We start from the raw sequence: 19,632 nt of genomic DNA on the forward strand, positions 1-19,632 counted from the left end.
AATGAAAAAAGCCCGGTCGAAGCCGGGCTTTTTCAGGTATGCGATACCAATCAGGCGGCGTTCGAAATCCAGTTCGAAAGAGCCGTCTTCGGCTTGGCGCCGACCGAGATATCGGCCACTTCGCCGCCCTTGAAGATTGCGAGCGTCGGAATGGAGCGCACGCCGAACTGGGCGGCGAGTTCCGGGTTCTCGTCGATATTGAGCTTGGCGACCTTGACCTTGCCTTCCATCTCGACGGCGATTTCTTCGAGGCTCGGAGCAATCATCTTGCACGGGCCGCACCATTCAGCCCAGAAATCGACGACGACGGGTTCTGCAGATTCCAGAACTTCCGACTGGAAGTTATTGATATCGACTTTCACGGTAGCCATAGGCTGCTCCTTTAACGGAATTTGGTGTTGAACCACATGTGATGGTGCGGTGCCGAATTTTCAATGTCCGGTATTTCACTTTGTCTTGAGTCCTGCAAGCGCCAAACCGAGCGCCTTTTCGCCCAACGTGTAGAGCGAAGCATTCTCGGTATAGACAAGCATGCAGTCGATGCGCTTGCCCGGATAGAGCGGCGCCAGGATCTCGCGATAGATCGCGAGCTGCGCCTTATGCGCAAAGGGGATTGCCTCTTCGGTCACCGGCGGCACGCGATTGGTCTTGTAGTCGAGAATGACGACGCGATCGGCGAGCACGGCGAGCCGGTCGATGCGACCGGAAACGGCATAGCGTCTGCCGTCGACGGTCAATGTGCCCATGATCGAGACCTCGGGCCGCGCCTCTCGGCCGAGGATGTGTTGCAGACCCTCCTCGTCCAATAGTTTCAGAACCGAATCGATGAGTCTCAGCCGTTCAGCCTCGGGCCAGAACCGTGCCGCCCGCTCGGCATAACGCTTCGCGGCATCCGGCCGTTCGGCAGGTGGAATGTCGGGAAGAGCCTGCAGCATCCGGTGGATCAGCCTGCCTTTCTCCAGCGACCGATCGCTGCGCTCCTTCTCAGCGAACAACGGCGAAGTGATGAGCAGACCGCCTTCGTCTTCGTCGACGATCGTCCCGGCGCCGGAGGGGCTGAGCGGCCGGGGCAGCTCGGCCTGCGGCGGCAGCGGCCGCAACAGCCCGTCCGGCAGCGCTTCCTGGCTTTCGTGGTGTTGGCTGCGGTCGAGACGTTCGAAGCTGCGTTCCACCCGCGGCACACGCCACCTCGTGCCCGGCCATTCGCCGTCCGGACCTGAGAACGTGGCCGCCTCGACATAGGGATGATCTTCACGCAGCGCTGTCGAGATCATCTTATGCCAGGTGTCGCTATTCTCCCGCACCCCGCGATAGCCGCAGACGACCAGGCGGTCGGCGGCGCGCGTCATGGCGACATAGAGCAGCCGGCGATATTCTTCTTCCGCCAGTCTCTGGACACGCGCCGCATCGCTCTGCGTCAGCGAATTGGCAAGGTCTGAGACGGGAACCCAAACAGGCATCGGCGGCTCGCCGGACGCCGATTCGATCAGCCGAAGCTTCGGCATATGCGTATGCGTGAAAGCCTTGGAACCGCCGTCGACGAGGAAAACGATCGGCGCTTCAAGACCTTTGGAGGCATGCACGGTCATGATCCGCACCTCGTTGCGTCCCTTGTCCTGCTCGCGCTTCACCTCGGGCGCTTCGAGCTCCAGGGTCGAGATAAAGGATTGCAGCCCGGGAAGGCCGGAACTCTCGTGGTCGAGAGTGAAAGTCAGGAATTCGTCGAGAATATCGCTGACCTCGGTGCCGAGACGCGCCAGGAATTGCCGCCGCCCGCCATGGCTGCCCAACACACGCGCATAGAAATCATGAACCGACAGGCTCCTGGACTGCCGCAAGAACAGTTCGAGCTTTTCGACTGTCGCCCGGAAACGCTCGGTGCCGTCGGCGGCGAATTTCCTGAGATGGCTCCAGACGCTCTCGTTGTCGCCGCGGAGTGCCGCGATCGAAAAGATGTCCTCCTCGGAGAGATCGAAAAGCGGGCTCTTGAGCACGGCGGCGAGCGAAAGGTCGTCTTCCGGCAGAAGCAGAAAACGGCCGAGCGCCAGCAGATCCTGCACAGCGACATGGCTGGTCAGCATCAGCCTGTCGGCGCCGGCGACAGGAATGTCGCCGCGCCGCTTCAGCGCGCGCGTCAAGGCGTTGACGAAGGCGTCGCGCTTGCGCACCAGCACAAGAATGTCGCCGGCCTCGATCAGCCGTTCTTTGCCCTTTTCGACGATGGTTTCGCGGCCGACGAGCATGCCGATCGAATGTGCGATCCGCCGCGCCAGGATAGCAGCGGGTGCGCTTTCCGGCGTGGCGTCGAAGGGCGCGGTCCAGTCTTCCTCCTTAACCACCGCTTCCGGCGCCACCATTTCCCAGAAGTCGACGGCGCCTGGATGCCCGATCCGGCTCGAACGATGCACGACGGGTTCACCGAGCGCGCTGAGGCCGCGCGCATTATCCGGCTCTTTGAAGATATGGTCGACGGCTTCGAGCACGTCGGCGGTGGAGCGGAAGGAGAGCGGCAGCCGGATGGAGGAAAAGCTCTGCCCGCTGTCGGAAACGCGCCGGCGCGTTCGGTCGCTCTCCTCGGAAAAACGCTCGGGTCGCGCTCCCTGGAAGGAATAGATCGACTGCTTTTCGTCGCCGACGGCAAAGAGGGTGCGCACGATCGGCCGGGCGCTTTCGCCGGAGAAGAAATCTTCCGCCAGCGACTGGATGACGCTCCACTGGATCGGGCTGGTATCCTGCGCCTCGTCGACCAGGATATGGTCGATGCCGCGGTCGAGCTTGTAATGGATCCAGGGTCCGACCCCACCTTTCGTCAGCAGATCGGCGGTGCGGGTGATCAGGTCCTCGAAATCGAGCTGGCTGCGCTGCTTCTTCAGCTCCTCGTAATCCTGGTTCAGCCGGTCGGCGAGCACGAGCGCGGCATGCGTGGCGCCGTACATCCGCATGAGTTTCAGCCGGTCGCGGCTCGAAGCGACATGGGCGCGGGCAGCGGTGATGGCGTCAGCCAACTCAGGCGCTTCGGCGAGCATGGCTTTGACGAAGAATTGCGAATCCGACTTCGGTTCGCCCTTTGCGGCCGTCAGAAAGATCTTTTCGAGCATTTCGGCACGTCGTGCCTCATCGCGCTCCCGAGCGGCGAGCCGAAGGCCAAAGGCAACCTCATGCGCCTTCGCGCCGCCCTTTTGGTCAGCAAGCGAGAGATAAAGCTCCAGGGTGCTGCCGGAAAGCCCCGGCAGCGGCCAATATTGCGCCGCGATCCCTCTTTCCGTGTCGTCTGATGTGAGGCCAAGCCTTTTGCGCAGCACCATCTCGACGCCACCGAGCTGGTTGGCCGCCGCTGTGAAACGGCGAATGGCATTGCGATTGGCGACGATGTCGCCGAGCAGGTTCTCGAGACCGGATTCGTCGCCGAGGTTGAGCACATAGGCAAATGCCTCGGCAAGCGCGCTGTCTCCGGCCGGTGCGGTTGCTGTCAGCAGTGCCCGGCGCGCATCGGACAGCAGCGCGGCCGCCGCGCGATCGTCGAGAACCGAGAAATGTCCCGCGACATTGGCCTCCAACGGGAACTGGTGCAGCAGCGCTTCGCAGAAGGCGTGGATCGTCTGGATCTTCAATCCGCCTGGCGTTTCCAACGCCTTGGCAAACAGCCGACGAGCCTCGGCAAGTTTGATTCTGTCGGGCGCCGCACCTTCAATCTGGGTGATCCGCCGGCTAAGGTCATCGTCGTCGAGCACGACCCAGTCGGACAGCCGTTCAAAGACGCGGTTCGACATTTCGGAAGCCGCAGCCTTGGTGTAAGTCAGGCAGAGAATGGCCGAAGGCCGCGCTCCGGCGAGCAGAAGCCGGATGACACGCTGCGTCAGGACATGGGTCTTGCCGGAACCGGCATTGGCGGAAACCCATGCCGACCGCACGGGGTCGGATGCGATTGCCTGCTGAATCGTCGTCCAGCCGATCCAGGCGCCGGGATCGTCATCATCGGGAAGCTCGGTCGCATCATTCATCGCCGCCCTCCTCGGTCTCGGCCGTCGACCATTCCGAGACGCGGGCAAGATGATCGTAATCGCCGCCGAAATCGAATTGCTGGGCCGGAATGAGCCGAGAGGTGAAACCCTTTTCACCGGATTGCAGCAATCCCACGAATTTGACCAGCTGATCGATCGATTCCTCGGCGAGATCCATCGCCGATTTCGCCTGGTCGCTGCGTGCCGAATTCTCGTTATTGACGGTATCGACCTGGAAGCGCCGCCCCGGGCGCAGGCGGACATAGAGCAGGTCCTGCGGCACGAGGCTGCCGGCATCGCGGAAGGCGCCGGCGCTGAGCGCCGCGGCTTCCAGCGCAAGCTGCGGGTCGAGAAGCGCGCGCGCCTGGGTCGGCGAAGGATTGTAACCGGTCTTGTAGTCGATGATATCGGCGGCGTTGGGACCTGTTATGTCGATCCGGTCCGCGACACCATTGAGCCGGATATTGATCGGCTCCAGTTCGACGCCGCCCCGTACCTCCGTCAGCGTTTTGCGGATGCCCGGCCGCCGGCCTGCCTCCCATTCGAGGAAGGCGCGGGCGACCTCGCGAAAGCGCGGCCGCCACACGGCATCGATATGCGGCGGCAGCTGCTCCATGTCGAAAAGCTCGGAAAGGATACGCTCCATCGCTGCTGCCGCATCAGGCGTGCCGGCGATATGCGCCTCGCGAATGAACCGGTCGATGATTTTGTGGTAGAGCGTACCGCGTTCGGCCGCTCCCGGATCACGATTGAACGGATCAACCGGGTCGAGCCTGAGGACGCGGCGGGCATAGATGGTATAGGGGTCACGGCGCAGCCGGCCGACTTCGCTGAAGGAATAGGATTTCGGCTGTAGTTCGAGCGGCGGCTTTGGTGAGGGTCGCTGCGCCGGTGCCTGAGCCTCTCCCTGATCGATGAGACCGGCCCATTGCAGGTACCGGTTGCCGCGTCCCTTCAACTCCGCTTCGAACGCCTCTCCGCCCAGCGCCAAAAGCCGCTGCAGCCAGCGTGAGCCGACGGTCGGCGTCGAGCCTTGGCGGAGCGCGCGCGAATAGATCAGATGGCGCGTGCCGTTCGCCATCTCGAAATCATGCGCCAGCTGGCCGATGCGCCGTTCCGGCGGTTCAAGACCGATCTCCGTTTTCATCATCCTGGGAATGAAGGGATTGTTGGCGGTCTGCCCGGGCCAGGAGCCCTCGTTCAGGCCGCCGAGGATCAAAGTATCAACACTCTGCAGGCGGGCTTCCAGGGTGCCGAAAACGAAGAGCCTGGGATGGCTGAGAGCCCTTGGCTTCACCGCATGGCCGGCAGCAAGCGCCGCCATGATGTCAATCCATTGCAGTCCGTCGGCCTCCATCTGGCCTTCGGTATCGATCACTTCGCTGAGCAGCGCGGCGAGCGCATCGCCCGCTTCACTCGACCAGAGATCGGCGAGATTGCCTTGCGGATCGGCGGCGACGGCTTCGAGGGAACGGCCGGTACGCTCCGCCCATTCGGACAAGGTGAAACTTGCCGTCCGACCACGATCTTCCGGCCGGTGGCGCATCAGCGCCGAAGCGAGCGGTGTGGTCGCCTGTCGAACCCGGCGCGCAAGCTCATATGCGCCATCGGCCGCCTCGGGCGGAAGCGTTTTTCGCCATTGCGGTGCATGCCTGTCTAGGGCCTGTTCGGCAAGCTGATGCGCGAGCAGCGGCCCGAGCGCGCTGATATCCACCTCCGCCACGCCGCCGCGCAGCGCCAGCAGTTCGAGCGCCTCTGTGGCGGAGATCAGTGCATCGCGTTCGAGCCCAAAGCGGGCGAGCGGATGTTTGAGCAGTGAGACGATCGCTACCGGATCGCCCGGCCGCAGCGCCGCCTCCAGGAGCAATTGCAGCAGGGTGCCCTGCAGCGAGGCGGCAAGCGGCGTGCCGGCCGAATCGTCAGCCAGGATGCCGAAGCGGGAAAGCTCTGCCATCACTCGCCGGGCGAGATTGCGGTCCGGTGTGATGAGCGCTGCCCGGCTATCGCCGTCCTGCCCCGGCCTTTCCAGCGCCAGCCGGAGCGCAATGGCAATCGCTGTCGCCTCTTCGCGCTCGTTGGCGGCTTCGATCAGCGAAACATCCGCAAAGGCCGAGGACAGGACGCCTTCGGGAAGATCGTTTTTCCATGCCCCCCAGTCGCTGGTGGCCTCGGCCGGGGTGAGCGCACGTGACAGGATTTCGGCACGCCGGTCGAGATCGGCTTCGGGTCGGTCGAGCAGCGCGATGTCGGCGCGCGTGAGCTTCAGCCGCTTCAGCAGGGACGACAGGCCATATTGCGAATGGCTGCGGCTCGCCGGATTTGCATGTTGGCCGGGTGCCGGTTCCGGCGCGACCATCGGCCAGTGCTTCTCAGGCATGGAGAGATCGAGGCCGGGCAGCACGATCACGCCTTCGGGCAAATTGGCGACGGCGGCGATGAGATCGGCGGTGGCGGGAACGGAGCCCGTCGAACCCGCGATGATGATCGGCCCGGCAGGCGTCATCGTCGAAATCCTGTTCGCTTCGGCTCGGAGGATGGCGTTCCTGTGCCGCGCCGGCGAGGATTTGCCGAGCTCGGAAAGCCGCTCCGGCCAGAATGCGCTGGCGATCTGCAGGAATTCCGCCGTCAGCTGCCACCAGGCCGCATAGTCGCCGGTGTCGAGCTTCGACAGCTCCGACCAGTCGAGATCTTCTGTTTCGATGGAATCGATCAGCTCCGCGAGGTTGCGGGCAAGCCAGATCGCATCGGCCGGGCTCGCAGGCGCAACGAGCGGCGAATCCGAATGAATATGGCGGACGATCTCCGGCAGCTTGTTTCGCCAGGCAAGGATGATGCGCGCAAGCTCCAGCAGGCGGGCGGTATTCGATAGCGGCTGGGCGAGATCGATCGTCGCCGGCAGCGCTTCGTCGAAATAACCGCTATCGTCATCGGTTTCGCCGAGGGGACGGATAACGGGGAGAATAGCTGAACGGCCGCCGAGCAGGTCGACGAATTCCGAGCGCAGCACGCGGACCGCGCGCCGGGTCGGCAGGTAGATCGTCACCCCGGCGAGCGACAGCGGGTCATCGGGATCGTGCCGGAAGAGCGGCGTCAGCCGGCCGTCGCAAAGTGTCGTCGCCAGCGTTTTCAGGAAGGGAAGGCCCGCCGGGATCGTCAGAATGCGTGGCTGGTGCCGCTCCGCCATGAGCTCACGCGAACGCCCGCAATCGGCGGATCGTTTCCTCCGCTTCGCCGATCGCTTCCGGCGTTCCCACAGTCAGCCAATGGCCTTCGAGCACAAGGCCGAACAGCCGCCCGCGCGCGATCGCCTTGTCGAAATAGATATTGAGGTTGAAGGCATCTTTCGGCGCATCGTCGAGCAGCGACGCGTTCATGACGATCGCCCCGGCATAGACGACGGGATTGGTGGGATCGTCGCGATAACGCGTCAGGCGACCATCGGCTGCGAGGCTGAAATCGTTCTTGCCGTTATGGCCAGTCGTATCCTCAATCCTGACGCAGAGGAGCGCCATGTCCATGCGCTCGGCATCGAAGAATCCGGCTAAGCGCTGCAGGTTTGTCGGCCGCCCCGGCTGTTCGCCGATCCAGAAGAGATCGGCATTCATGACGAAGACGTCGTCACGAGTCAGTAGCGTGAGGCCCTTCGCCAGCCCGCCACCGGAATTCATCAGCGCCTCCCTCTCGTCTGATATGACGATGTCGAGGCCGCGATAGTTTCCGAGATGGTCGAGCATCTGCTGGGCGTGATGGTGAATGTTGACGACGGCCCGTTCGACGCCGGCCACGACCAGCGAATCCAGCGCGTAGTCGATCATCGGCTTGCCGTCGATCTTCACCAGCGGCTTCGGGATCGTGTCGGTGATCGGGCGCATGCGGGTTCCGAGACCCGCGGCCAATACCATGGCTTGTCTGATCGTCATGCTGATCCGGAACTTATGATTCGCTTTGGCCTATTCCAGCCCTTGCGCACCAATCGCGCAAGGGGGCAAGCGTTTCGTGCTCGAACGCGACCTGGAGATAGGCGAGCGTTCGCGGCATATGCTTGAGGTAGCCGGGCTTGCTGTCACGTTGCAATAGCCGCACCCAGAGGCCGGCGAGCTTGCAGTTGCGCTGTGCCGACATGATGGCCCAGGCCTTCATGAATTTAGCTTCGTCAAAGCCGCCCTGCGCGCGGCGGAGCGTGAGGTAGTCATCCATTAGCTGTCGGAAAAGGTTCGGCTCTATCGTGACGCGCGCATCCTGAACGATGGAGGCAAGGTCATAGGCGGTCGGCCCGATCATCGAATCCTGAAAGTCGATGATGCCGATCTTGCGGATACCGCTTTCATGCTCGCGCCAGATGATGTTGGGCGAATGGAAGTCGCGCAACAGAAGGTTCTTTTCGGCCGATTGCAACTCGTCGATCAAGTCGTCCCAGATCGCCAGATATTCCTCGCGCTCGGCATCGGTCGGGGCCGTGCCGCGCTTCCAGGCAATATGCCAGTCGAGGACAAGCCGCACCTCCATCTTCATCGCCGTGCGGTCGAAGTCAGGGATGTGGTGAGTATGCGACGCCGTAACCGGGATATCCTGCGGAATTTGCATGGAATGGAGATGCGCAAGGCAGGCGACGCTTTGCCGATAGCGCTGGACGATCGGCTGCCCGTCGTCATCGAGCACGCCTTCGGTGCCGAGATCTTCGATCAGCAGGATGCCCTTGTTATAATCGACCTTGTAGATCTCCGGCGCGGCAAAGCCCCACCCGCGCAAAACATTGGCGATCGCCACGAAGGGGTAGGCGTTTTCTGCGAGGTGGGCGACCTTGGGGTAAGGCTTGCCATCCAGAACCGGTGGCCCGTCCGGCAGCGGCGGCCAGTCCATCAGGATTTTGCGTTCGCCCTTCTTGGGATAGACGGATTCATAGGCGCGCAGCGATGCATCCCCGGTAAGAAACCGCCGTTTGGCGTCTTGATAGCCGGCATCGGCAAGAAAGCTGCGGATATCAAGCACGCGACGGATACGGGCCGCGGTCTTCTCAGCCGCCGTAATCGTCAGGCGGCGACCGGTGCCCTCATGTTCAAGCCGCAAGGAGATACGCGATGCCGGTAACTCGCCTTCGGCCATCTCCGGCCATTCGACGAGACAGATGCCGTTCTGCAAGGCCTCGTCGAAGCCGAGTTCAGCCAGTTCCGCGGGGTCGCCCAGCCGGTAGAGATCGAAGTGCGAAACCTGGATGCGCAGGTCGTAGGATTGCACCAGCGTGAAGGTCGGGCTCGGAACTTCGAGCTCCTCGTCATCGGCGATGGCGCGCAGGATGGCGCGCGCGAGCGAGGACTTCCCGGCGCCGAGATCGCCCGAAAGGGCAAGGCAATCGCCGGCCTTCAGGGCGAGAGCCAAGTCTTCACCGAAGCGAATGGTGGCCGCCTCGTCCTTCAGGAAAAGCGAGATCGGATCACTCGTGGTCATTCGGCTGCAGCGGCGGAATGCGGGATATCGACCGAGGGGATCCGGCAGACGACGGTCGTGCCCTTGCCCGGCTCGCTGTCGATCGTCACGTCGCCATGATGCAGGCTGACGAAACTATCGACGATCGAAAGGCCAAGGCCGGCCCCGCCACGTTTGCCGCTTTTTGCTCCCGTGGCAAAGCGGTCGAAGACGGTCGTGATCATGTCAGGCGAGATGCCGGGGCCGCGATCGCTGACGGAGAAGACGAAATCCGTACCGTCGCGATGGCATTCCAGCGAGATTGAAGTGCCCTCGGGCGAGAAATTTGCCGCATTGGAAAGGAGCTTGAGCAGGATTTGCTTCAGCCGCTGCGGGTCGGCGACGATCGAGCCGAGATAGGCCGGCGCGGTGATCTCAAGCGCCACGCCGCTTTCGTGGAGGCGATCTGCGATCTGCATCGAGACGTCGTCGAGCAGGTCGTTGAGATCGATCTCCATATAGTTCAGCCGCATGATGCCGGCATCGACGGTCGCAAGGTCGAGAATATCGTTGACGAGCGTCAGCAGAACCGAGGACGAGGTCGAGATGTGGTCGATATATTCGGCCTGCCGGTCGTTGAGCGGTCCCACACCCTGCGTGCGCAGGAGATCGGTGAAGCCGATGATATTCGTCAGCGGCGAGCGCAGCTCGTAGGAAACGTGCTGGACGAAGTCGTTCTTCAGCTCGTCGGCTTTGCGCAGGGCTTCGTTCTTCTCGGTGAGCGCGCGCTCGGCGCGCACGCTGTCGGTCATGTTGACGAAAGTCAGCATGGTCTGGGCGTTCGGCAGCGGGATGACGGCATAGTCGAGCACGAGGCCGGAGAAGAGTTCCAGCGTTCCCTGGCCCGAACGGCGCTCGTCGTCGAAACTGGTGATCAATTCCGCGAAAGCCTTCCATCCGTCCGGCCGGTCATAGGAGGGGGCGCAGGCTTCGCCCAGCGCGCGGATATGCGTGCCGGGCTTGGCTTCGGTTTCCGTGATTCCCCAGAGTGCGCGGAAGGCCGGGTTCGACAGGCGGATGCGCCCGTCCGGGCCGAACACCGCCACACCTTCGGAAAGATGGTCGATCGTTTCGCCCTGCACCTTGACCAGCGTGTTGTAGCGCGTTTCGAGATCGACCTGTTCGGTCAGATTTTCGAAGACCCAGGTGGCGCCGCCCTGCGGATGGGCGGTTGCGAAGACCCGCAGCGTCTGCCCGTTCGGCAGGTGCCAGAGGTCGGACTGCGTGTCGAGAGCGCGATAGACGGAAAGGGCCGCTTCCTTCCAGCTTTTCCAATTGAGCTGATCCGGCAGTTTCTTGGCTGCCCGCAGCCGCTCCAGCAGCTCGCTGTTGTCGGGCCGGCCTTCGAGGAAAGCGATATCCAGTTCCCAGAGCGTGACGAAAGCCTGATTGTAGAATTGCAGCCGGCGGTCGCCGTCGAAGATCGCAACGGGCGTGGCGAGATGGTCGAGCGTTTCGGCATGGCTCTTCAGCGTCCGCTCCAGCTCGGCGCGCACCGCCTCAATGTCGGAGACGTCAATCGCGATTCCGGCAGAACCGCCGGGCACCCTGACATCGACGACGTCGAAGAACGTACGGTTGCCGTGCACGACCGTCGAGATCGTGTCGTGGAAGGGCGATTCTGGCGTCGTCACCGCGCGAATGCGCTCGCGCGCCACGGTCGTCAGCATCTCGCGGCCTTCATTGATCGCCTGCTGCGGGGTTCGCGCTTCGACCGCCTCGCCATAAGCCTGGTTCACCCAGGTGAGGCGACCACCCGGGTCGCGCTGCCAGGCCGGCATGTCGATTGCGTCGAGCATGGTCTGAAAGGCGGAAATCGAGGTCATCAGCCGGTCGCGCTCGATCCTGAGTTCGGCGAGTTCGGCACGCAGATTGTTGAGCGCCACGAAACGGACGAAGGCGCGCCCGCCCGAAACCCGGCCCTGTGCCTCGAGGATCTCGTCACGGATGGTTTCGACCACCATGTCGAAACTCTGCGCCTCGTCGCGCAGCCGGTCGATCGCCTTTTCCAGCTCGGAGGCCGAGCGTGACCTCAGCCAGAGACCGAAGGCGAGGAATTCGCCATCCTGTGGCGCGCCGGTTTCGGGCGGAAGCTGGCCGAGCAGTTCCGGCCGGGCATTGCCGTCCCAGATCACGATCCGTCGGTTCTTGTCGGCGATCAGGGCCTGGTATTGCGAAATGCGCTGCTGTGCATCGGAAAGCGCTGAGCGGATTTCCCGGCTCTCGTTTTCGAGGTTGCCACGCTGGCGCACCAGCCACAGCGTCGAAAGCAATGCTGCCGATATGACGCCGATGACGACGGAAACGCCGACGACCTGGGAAGATGTGAAAAGGTGAGCCGAGGCCGCCGCCTGCTGCTCCGCCTGTGCCAGAACCGGCCGTGCCAGCGCAGAAAGCGCCGTGCCGGCCGCGCAGGTTTTCAGGAAGCGCGCCAATGATCCATGCTCTTGCTTTGCGGCCTCGTGTGCCGTTGCAGATTTATGTTCTTGGCCTGCCGAGAGCGGGCGGCGAACGGCGCGAGCGCCGTCATCCGCCTGACTGGACAGGCTGTCTTTCATTTCCGACATCCGCGGTATGTCTCCGTCCTTCAATGTGCCGCATTACGACAAGACATCCCATTTTCGGGGCGGTCGGACGGGTCCGGCGCCACGAATCAAGTCTTAAAACAATACTTCGGAAGGGAATCGGCGGGAAGGGAGCGCCCAAAAAATAAGCCGCGGCATTTGTCAATGCCGCGGCTTCTACATCTTGTGGATATTGATAGTCCGATCAATATCTGTAGTGATCGGACTTGAACGGACCCTGCGGCTTCACGCCGATATAGGCGGCCTGCTCCTCGCTGAGCTGCGTAAGCTTCACACCGAGCTTGTCGAGATGCAGGCGTGCGACCTTCTCGTCGAGATGCTTCGGCAGGATGTACACCTTGTTCTCGTACTGGCCGGGCTTGGTGAAGAGCTCGATTTGCGCCAGCGTCTGGTTGGTGAACGAGGCCGACATGACGAAGGACGGATGGCCCGTCGCATTGCCGAGGTTGAGCAGACGGCCTTCGGAAAGAAGGATGATGCGGTTGCCCTTGGGGAACTCGATCAGGTCGACCTGCGGCTTGACGTTGGTCCACTTGAGGTTACGCAGTGCGGCGACTTCGATTTCGTTGTCGAAATGGCCGATATTGCCGACGATCGCCATATCCTTCATCTCGCGCATATGGTCGATGCGGATGACGTCCTTGTTGCCGGTCGTCGTGATGAAGATATCGGCGGAGGAAACGACGTCCTCGAGCAGAACCACTTCGTAACCGTCCATGGCAGCCTGCAGGGCGCAGATCGGATCGGCTTCGGTAACCTTGACGCGGGCGCCGGCGCCGGAGAGCGAAGCGGCAGAACCCTTGCCGACGTCGCCATAACCGCAGACGACGGCAACCTTGCCGGCCATCATCACGTCGGTGCCGCGGCGGATGCCGTCAACCAGCGATTCCTTGCAGCCATACTTGTTGTCGAACTTCGACTTGGTGACGGAGTCGTTGACGTTGATCGCCGGGAAGGGCAGCAGACCCTTCTGGCTGAGCTGATAGAGGCGGTTGACGCCCGTTGTGGTCTCTTCGGTGACGCCCTTGATGGCCTCTCGCTGCTTGGTGAACCAGCCCGGGGAAGCGGCGAGGCGCTTCTTGATCTGTGCGAAGAGGATTTCTTCTTCCTCGGAATGCGGGTTGGAGAGCACGTCCTCGCCGGCTTCGGCGCGGGCGCCGAGCAGGATGTACATGGTGGCGTCGCCGCCGTCATCGAGGATCATGTTGGAAAGCCCGCCATCGGCCCACTGGAAGATCTTGTCGGTATAGACCCAGTAGTCTTCGAGCGACTCGCCCTTGATGGCGAAAACCGGAACGCCGGCAGCGGCGATCGCGGCGGCGGCATGATCCTGCGTCGAGAAGATGTTGCAGGAAGCCCAGCGGACTTCGGCGCCGAGCGCCACCAGCGTTTCGATCAGCACGGCGGTCTGGATGGTCATGTGCAGCGAGCCGGTGATACGTGCGCCCTTCAGCGGCTTTGCCTGGCCGAATTCGGCGCGGCAGGACATCAGCCCCGGCATTTCGGTTTCGGCGATCGTAATTTCCTTGCGGCCGAAATCCGCAAGCCCGATATCGGCGACGACATAATCTCTTTCAGTGCTCATAGAAGCCTCCAGGCTGAAAAGCGTCTCAAAAATGGGCGCAGGCGCGAGCAAGCGCACGGCATGTCCGCCGTTTAGCAGGCTTCGCCTGGGATGGCAATAAGGATATAAAGAAGTCTTTATATGTTTATATGAACTCGGCCGAGTTCACATTTCTTCGCCGAACTTGTTCTGGATCAGCTGATCCAGGGCATCGAGCGCCTCGGCGGCCTGGCTGCCGCTCGCCGAGACGACGACGCTTGAGCCAGGGCTTGCCGCCAGCATCATGAGGCCCATGATCGAGGTGCCGCCGACCGTCATTCCGTCCTTGGAAACGGTGATGGCTGCATCGAAATTCTCGACCATCTGCACGAATTTGGCGGAGGCGCGCGCATGAAGGCCGCGCTTGTTGATGATGAGGAGTTCCCGGGAAAGCGGTGTCATGAAGGCCCGTTATTTTCCGCTGAGCACACGGCTCGCGACATTGATGTATTTCCGCCCGGCTTCGGAAGCCTCCACCAGAGCCTTCTCCATGTTGTTCTCGCCGCGCACACCGGCAAGTTTGATCAGCATCGGCAGATTGACGCCGGCGATGACTTCCGTGTGACCGCTGCTCATGACCGATATGGCGAGATTGGACGGCGTGCCGCCGAACATGTCGGTCAGAATGACGACGCCATGGCCGTCATCGGCGCCGGACACAGCTTCCAGAATGTCCTGCCGTCTCTGGTCCATGTCGTCTTCGGGGCCAATACAGACCGTCTCGATGAATTTCTGAGGACCGACGACGTGCTCGACAGCATGACGAAACTCTTCAGCCAGCTTGCCATGAGTGACAAGCACAAGTCCGATCATGATATTACTGCTCCCATATCCGCAAACGGTGGCCCAGATATCGCAATGCAGCAATTACGTCCACCGGTGGCGGCACATCTTGGCTATGAAAAGCCGAAGTGCAAGATAAAAATGCAAATATATAAGGCGGATTGATCAATCCGGAAGCCTTCAGCATCCGATGTCAGGCGCTTTCGCCATCAGAATCGCGAGCGGTGAGGGAACGTTTGTGAGCAACCGCAATGCGGGAAGCGAAAAACCTTCGGCAAGGCTGACGATTTCGCCCTCGGGAGGGACGCGGTTTTCACCGGAAGCGCTGCCGGGAAGCACCGCATAATGCATGGTCGCGCGAGGGATGTGATCCTGCCGGACGATGCCGGTGCCGCGAAGCTCGATCAGGCCGGCGATCGACGGCGGGCATGCGGCGATCACCGAACCGGCCTCTTTCGCAAGAAGAACCTGGTCGTCTGCAACAAGCGCAGTGAAGAGACCCAGCCGGCGCGCCTCGGTCATGCAGGAGAAGGCCAGCATCGATTTTCCCCAGCCGGAAGGTCCGCTGAAGAGGAGCCCGGTCCTGCCCACGACGATCGCCGTCGCATGAATGTTGGGAGCTTCCGTCATGCGGCGGCATCGAGGGGCAGGGCGAGGATGAAGCGCGCGCCGCGCACATGCCCGCTCTCGGCATCGGCAATGTTTTCCGCCCTCAGTGAACCGCCATGGGCTTCGGCGATCTGCCGGCTGATCGAAAGGCCGAGGCCGGAATTCTGGCCGAAGCCTTCCGATTCCGGACGGTCCGTATAGAAGCGCTCGAAAATGCGGTCGATATTTTCCGCCTGGATGCCGGGGCCGTTGTCCTCGATATAGGTGACGCAACGCGATCGCGTCCGCACCAGCCGCACAGTGATCTTGCCGCCCTTTTCAGGCACGAAGGACCGGGCGTTCTCGATCAGGTTCGTTACGATCTGGCCGATGCGCAGGTCGTGGCCGTTGACGATGAAGCGCGTCTTGACGTTCGGCTTGCGCTCGATGGAATATTCGATCTCCACTTGCTTCTTACTGCCTCTGATCTGGCGCGATACATCGATCAGGTCGCGCAGCAGCACCTCCATGTCGATGGAAGCGGCATCGACGCGTGCGAGTTCGGCGTCGAGGCGCGAGGCGTCTGATATATCGCTGATCAGGCGATCGAGGCGGCGGACATCGTGCTGGATGACATCGAGCAGCCGTTTCTTGGAATCCTCGGATTTGGCGAGCGGCAGCGTTTCGACGGCGCTGCGCAGCGAGGTCAGCGGGTTCTTGAGCTCGTGGCTGACATCGGCCGCAAAGCTCTCGATTGCATCGATGCGGTCGTAAAGCGCAGTCGTCATCTCGCGCAATGCAATGGAAAGATTACCGATTTCGTCCTGGCGGGCCGAAAAGTCCGGAATTTGCTCGCGCGTCTTGGCGCCACGGCGCACGCGGATCGCCGCAGCCGAAAGCCGGCGCAGCGGATTGGCGATCGTCGACGACAGCACCAGGGAAAGCAGCACGTTGACGAGCGTGGCGACGCCGAAGACCCGCATGATGGCAAGCCGTTCGGCATGAACGATATTGTCGATGTCACCAGCCTGCGTCGAGAGCAGCAGCACGCCGAGCACGGCGCGGAAGCGCTGGATCGGCACCGCAACGGAAACGATGAGCTCGCCTTTTTCGGTGGTGCGCACGACCGCGCCGCGCACGCCGGTCAGCGCGTTCATGACTTCGGGATAGATCGAGCCGTCGCCGCCCGGCGCTTCCTTATAGAGCGGCAGGTTGCCGGGCTGCAGTGCCTTGTTGAACAGCGTCGCGAACCAATCGCTCCAGGTCTGCTTTTCCTCCTCGACCGGCGGCAGGTCGAAGCGCAGCACTTGGCCGCGCGAATAGAGATGGCGCGAATCGAGCAGCAGATTGGCGTCGGCATCGAAGATGCGGGCGCGCGTGCGTGTCGGAGAGATCAGCCGGCGCAGCACCGGGGCGACCTTCTCGGGATCGATCGGGAATTCGAGATCCTCGTCGTTCGGGACCGGGGTGATGCTCTGGCCGGCCTGCAGCTCAAGCAGCTTTTGGGGATCGATGGTGATCGAGTTCGTGTCTACAGACGCAGAGGCCGAAACCGCGCCGGCGATGATCTCACCTTGCGTCAGAAGACTTTCGGCGCGGGCATCGATCAGCCCCTCGCGAAACTGGTTGAGGTAGAGAATACCGCCGACGAGCACCACCAGCGCAGCGAGATTGAAAAAGACGATGCGCCGCGTCAGGCTCGAAAAGACGGCATTGCCGAAGATGCGGCGGATCAGCGTGAAGGGATGTGACCAACGGCGCCCTCGAGCGAGAGGGCTGCTCACGCCCTCCGCATCGTCCAAATCCCTTTCCTGCACCAATTGTGCCAATGACAGGCCCTTTCGAAGGGTGGGGCCGGATGGACCAGCCCGCAACCCTCAATCGTCTCTCGCCGCGCCGTAAGGCGTCAGGCTGCTTCGCGGAAGCGGTATCCCACTCCGTAGAGTGTTTCAATCATATCAAAATCGGTATCGACCATCTTGAATTTCTTCCGAAGCCGCTTGATGTGGCTGTCGATGGTCCGGTCGTCGACATAGACCTGTTCGTCATAGGCCGCATCCATCAATGCATCTCGGCTTTTGACGACGCCCGGGCGCTGCGCCAGCGAATGCAGGATCAGGAATTCCGTCACCGTCAGCGTCACGGCCTCGCCCTTCCACGTGCAGGTATGGCGTTCCTGGTCCATGACCAGCTGCCCGCGCTCCAGCGAGCGGGCCTGCTGCACCACGCCGGCTTTCGGCGTGCCGGCAGGGTTCGCGCCGCCGGCGGCCGCGGCTTCGCGGCTCGAGGCGCGACGCAGGACGGCGCGCACGCGCTCGACCAGCAGGCGCTGCGAGAAAGGCTTGGTGATGAAATCGTCCGCGCCCATCTTCAAACCGAACAGCTCGTCGATCTCCTCATCCTTGGAGGTGAGGAAGATGACCGGCATATCCGATTTCTGCCGCAGGCGGCGCAGGAGTTCCATGCCGTCCATGCGCGGCATTTTGATATCGAAGATCGCAAGCTGCGGCGGTCGGGCCAGAAGGCCGTCTAGCGCCGAGGCGCCGTCCGTATAGGTCTCGACCTTATATCCTTCGGCCTCCAGCGCGATCGACACCGAGGTGAGGATATTGCGGTCGTCATCAACGAGCGCGATTGTCGGCATGGTGTTGGTCTCCATCATCAGTGCGCATCTCCCGGATTTTGGTCGTCCCCAGGCGGTCTCAGTGACCGGATGCGCTTATGGAGGATAAAGGTGGAACAAATTGTGGCAAAGATAAAGGGGAGGATTGTCGCTAAATTCGATAGCAATCTAAACGTGTATTGAAAAACGTTTCAACGCGATCTTTTCAAACGATTTAAAAAGAAGCCGATAAATTTAAATCGATTAATTATTTGATATTACTATATTTTCTCAATTTTTGTCTCTTGTCTTTTAAAATTTCTCCCCGTATTTCTAGCTTAGTTTTAACGGCAACGAGCCTGAGCAAAGGGAACTAGCCATGGAAAAGTTCGGAGTTCATAACCCGGCAATGGAGCTGAAAACGGTTGGATTGAGCGGCGCAGCCAGCGTTCGCTATAACTTTTCCGCCGCAGCACTCTATGAGGAATCGATCCGCCGGGGTGAAGCCGAACTGACCGCTCAGGGCGCGCTGAGGGCCATCACCGGCCAGCACACCGGCCGTTCGCCGCGCGACAAGTTCGTCGTTCGCGACGCCAATACAGATGGTGAAATCTGGTGGGACAACAACAAGCCGCTCTCGCCGGAGCATTTTGCCATACTGCGCGAAGACATGCTGGCGCATGCCGCCGGCAAAGACCTTTTCGTTCAGGATCTTGTCGGCGGCGCCGAGCAAGGCCACGCCTTGCCGACGCGCGTCGTGACCGAGTTCGCCTGGCATTCGCTGTTCATCCGCAACTTGCTGATCCGTCCCGATGCCGCAGCACTGCCCACTTTCGTGCCGAAGCTGACGATCATCGATCTGCCGAGCTTCAAGGCCGATCCGGCACGCCACGGCTGCCGGTCGGAAACGGTGATCGCCTGCGACCTCACCAACGGCCTCGTCCTCATCGGCGGCACCTCCTATGCCGGCGAGATGAAGAAGTCTGTTTTCACCGTGCTCAACTACCTGCTGCCGGCCAAGGGCGTGATGCCGATGCACTGCTCGGCCAATGTCGGCCCGGATGGCGATTCGGCGATCTTCTTCGGCCTTTCCGGCACGGGCAAGACGACGCTTTCGGCCGATCCGGCGCGCACCCTGATCGGCGATGACGAACACGGCTGGAGCGAAAACGGCATCTTCAATTTCGAAGGCGGCTGCTACGCCAAGACCATCCGTCTCTCGGCCGAAGCCGAGCCGGAAATCTACGCCACGACGCAGCGTTTCGGCACCGTGCTCGAAAACGTCGTGCTGAACGAACGCCGCGAGCCGAATTTCGACGACGGATCGCTGACCGAGAACACGCGCTGCGCCTATCCGATGGATTTCATCCCGAATGCCTCGGAAACCGGCCGGGCAGGCCATCCGAAGACGATCATCATGCTGACCGCCGATGCTTTCGGCGTCATGCCGCCGATCGCGCGTCTGACGCCCGATCAGGCGATGTATCACTTCCTCTCCGGCTACACCGCCAAGGTGGCCGGCACTGAAAAGGGTGTCGTCGAGCCGGAAGCGACCTTCTCCACCTGCTTCGGCGCGCCCTTCATGCCGCGCCACCCGGCCGAATACGGCAATCTGCTCAAGGATCTGATCGGCCGCCACGGCGTCGAATGCTGGCTCGTCAATACCGGCTGGACCGGCGGCGCCTACGGCACCGGAAAGCGCATGCCGATCAAGGCGACGCGCGCCCTTCTGGCCGCTGCTCTCAGCGGCGAACTCGGCCAGGTCGAATTCCGTGCGGATCCGAATTTCGGTTTCGCCGTGCCGGTTTCCGTCAATGGCGTGGACGGCGGCATTCTCGATCCGCGCTCGACCTGGGCCGATAAGGCAGCCTATGACGCGCAGGCGGAAAAGCTGGTCTCGATGTTCATCGCCAACTTCGCCAAGTTCGAGGGTCACGTCGATGGCGGCGTGCGCGATGCGGCTCCCGGCGTGAAAGTCGCAGCCGAATAAGGCGAACGAACTTCTGA

The 19,632-nt window shown here is 61.9% G+C and carries 13 protein-coding genes; 1 reads left to right on the top strand and 12 read right to left on the bottom strand.

What is annotated here, in order from left to right; genetic code table 11:
• Positions 1-50: 50 nt before the first annotated feature.
• From trxA to NE852_RS21950, 12 genes are all read right to left on the bottom strand, one after another.
• The gene (gene trxA / locus NE852_RS21895) at positions 51-371 is read right to left on the bottom strand and encodes a thioredoxin (RefSeq protein WP_008528748.1); all 321 of its coding nucleotides are present in this window, start codon (positions 369-371) and stop codon (positions 51-53) included.
• A gap of 75 nt (positions 372-446) precedes the next feature.
• Positions 447-4,001, bottom strand: coding sequence for a double-strand break repair helicase AddA (gene addA, locus NE852_RS21900; RefSeq protein WP_008528749.1), 3,555 nt, complete (start codon positions 3,999-4,001; stop codon positions 447-449).
• Positions 3,994-7,185: a double-strand break repair protein AddB gene (gene addB, locus NE852_RS21905; RefSeq protein WP_258156090.1), complete on the bottom strand. Its 3,192-nt coding sequence runs from the start codon at positions 7,183-7,185 to the stop codon at positions 3,994-3,996. Before addB ends, addA begins: the two co-directional genes overlap by 8 nt.
• Before the next feature lie 4 nt (positions 7,186-7,189).
• Positions 7,190-7,921, bottom strand: coding sequence for a nucleotidyltransferase family protein (locus NE852_RS21910; protein ID WP_008528754.1), 732 nt, complete (start codon positions 7,919-7,921; stop codon positions 7,190-7,192).
• 13 nt (positions 7,922-7,934) lie between these two features.
• Complete coding sequence (tsaE, locus tag NE852_RS21915) at positions 7,935-9,446, bottom strand: tRNA (adenosine(37)-N6)-threonylcarbamoyltransferase complex ATPase subunit type 1 TsaE (protein WP_258156091.1); 1,512 nt, start codon at positions 9,444-9,446, stop codon at positions 7,935-7,937.
• Entirely contained in the window at positions 9,443-12,031 is a 2,589-nt protein-coding gene (locus tag NE852_RS21920) for a PAS domain-containing sensor histidine kinase (RefSeq protein ID WP_008528756.1), read from the bottom strand. Before NE852_RS21920 ends, tsaE begins: the two co-directional genes overlap by 4 nt.
• A gap of 202 nt (positions 12,032-12,233) precedes the next feature.
• The gene (gene ahcY / locus NE852_RS21925) at positions 12,234-13,634 is read right to left on the bottom strand and encodes an adenosylhomocysteinase (protein WP_258156092.1); all 1,401 of its coding nucleotides are present in this window, start codon (positions 13,632-13,634) and stop codon (positions 12,234-12,236) included.
• 144 nt (positions 13,635-13,778) lie between these two features.
• Positions 13,779-14,054, bottom strand: coding sequence for an HPr family phosphocarrier protein (locus tag NE852_RS21930; protein ID WP_258156093.1), 276 nt, complete (start codon positions 14,052-14,054; stop codon positions 13,779-13,781).
• Between the two features lie 9 nt (positions 14,055-14,063).
• Positions 14,064-14,465 (bottom strand): PTS sugar transporter subunit IIA, encoded by a 402-nt coding sequence (locus NE852_RS21935; RefSeq protein WP_003544139.1) that lies wholly within the window; start codon positions 14,463-14,465, stop codon positions 14,064-14,066.
• 150 nt (positions 14,466-14,615) lie between these two features.
• On the bottom strand, positions 14,616-15,065 hold the full coding sequence (locus tag NE852_RS21940) for an HPr kinase/phosphorylase (RefSeq protein WP_008528763.1): 450 nt from the start codon (positions 15,063-15,065) through the stop codon (positions 14,616-14,618).
• Positions 15,062-16,852 (bottom strand): sensor histidine kinase, encoded by a 1,791-nt coding sequence (locus NE852_RS21945; protein ID WP_037172072.1) that lies wholly within the window; start codon positions 16,850-16,852, stop codon positions 15,062-15,064. Before NE852_RS21945 ends, NE852_RS21940 begins: the two co-directional genes overlap by 4 nt.
• 77 nt (positions 16,853-16,929) lie before the next feature.
• A complete protein-coding gene (locus tag NE852_RS21950) occupies positions 16,930-17,667 on the bottom strand; it encodes a response regulator transcription factor (RefSeq protein WP_008528765.1) in 738 nt (245 codons plus the stop codon).
• Between the two features lie 337 nt (positions 17,668-18,004).
• Between NE852_RS21950 and NE852_RS21955 the strand changes: the two genes are divergently transcribed.
• Positions 18,005-19,615 (top strand): phosphoenolpyruvate carboxykinase, encoded by a 1,611-nt coding sequence (locus NE852_RS21955; protein ID WP_037172077.1) that lies wholly within the window; start codon positions 18,005-18,007, stop codon positions 19,613-19,615.
• Positions 19,616-19,632: the final 17 nt, after the last annotated feature.

The organism is Rhizobium sp. Pop5, from assembly GCF_024721175.1.
Classification (GTDB): domain Bacteria; phylum Pseudomonadota; class Alphaproteobacteria; order Rhizobiales; family Rhizobiaceae; genus Rhizobium.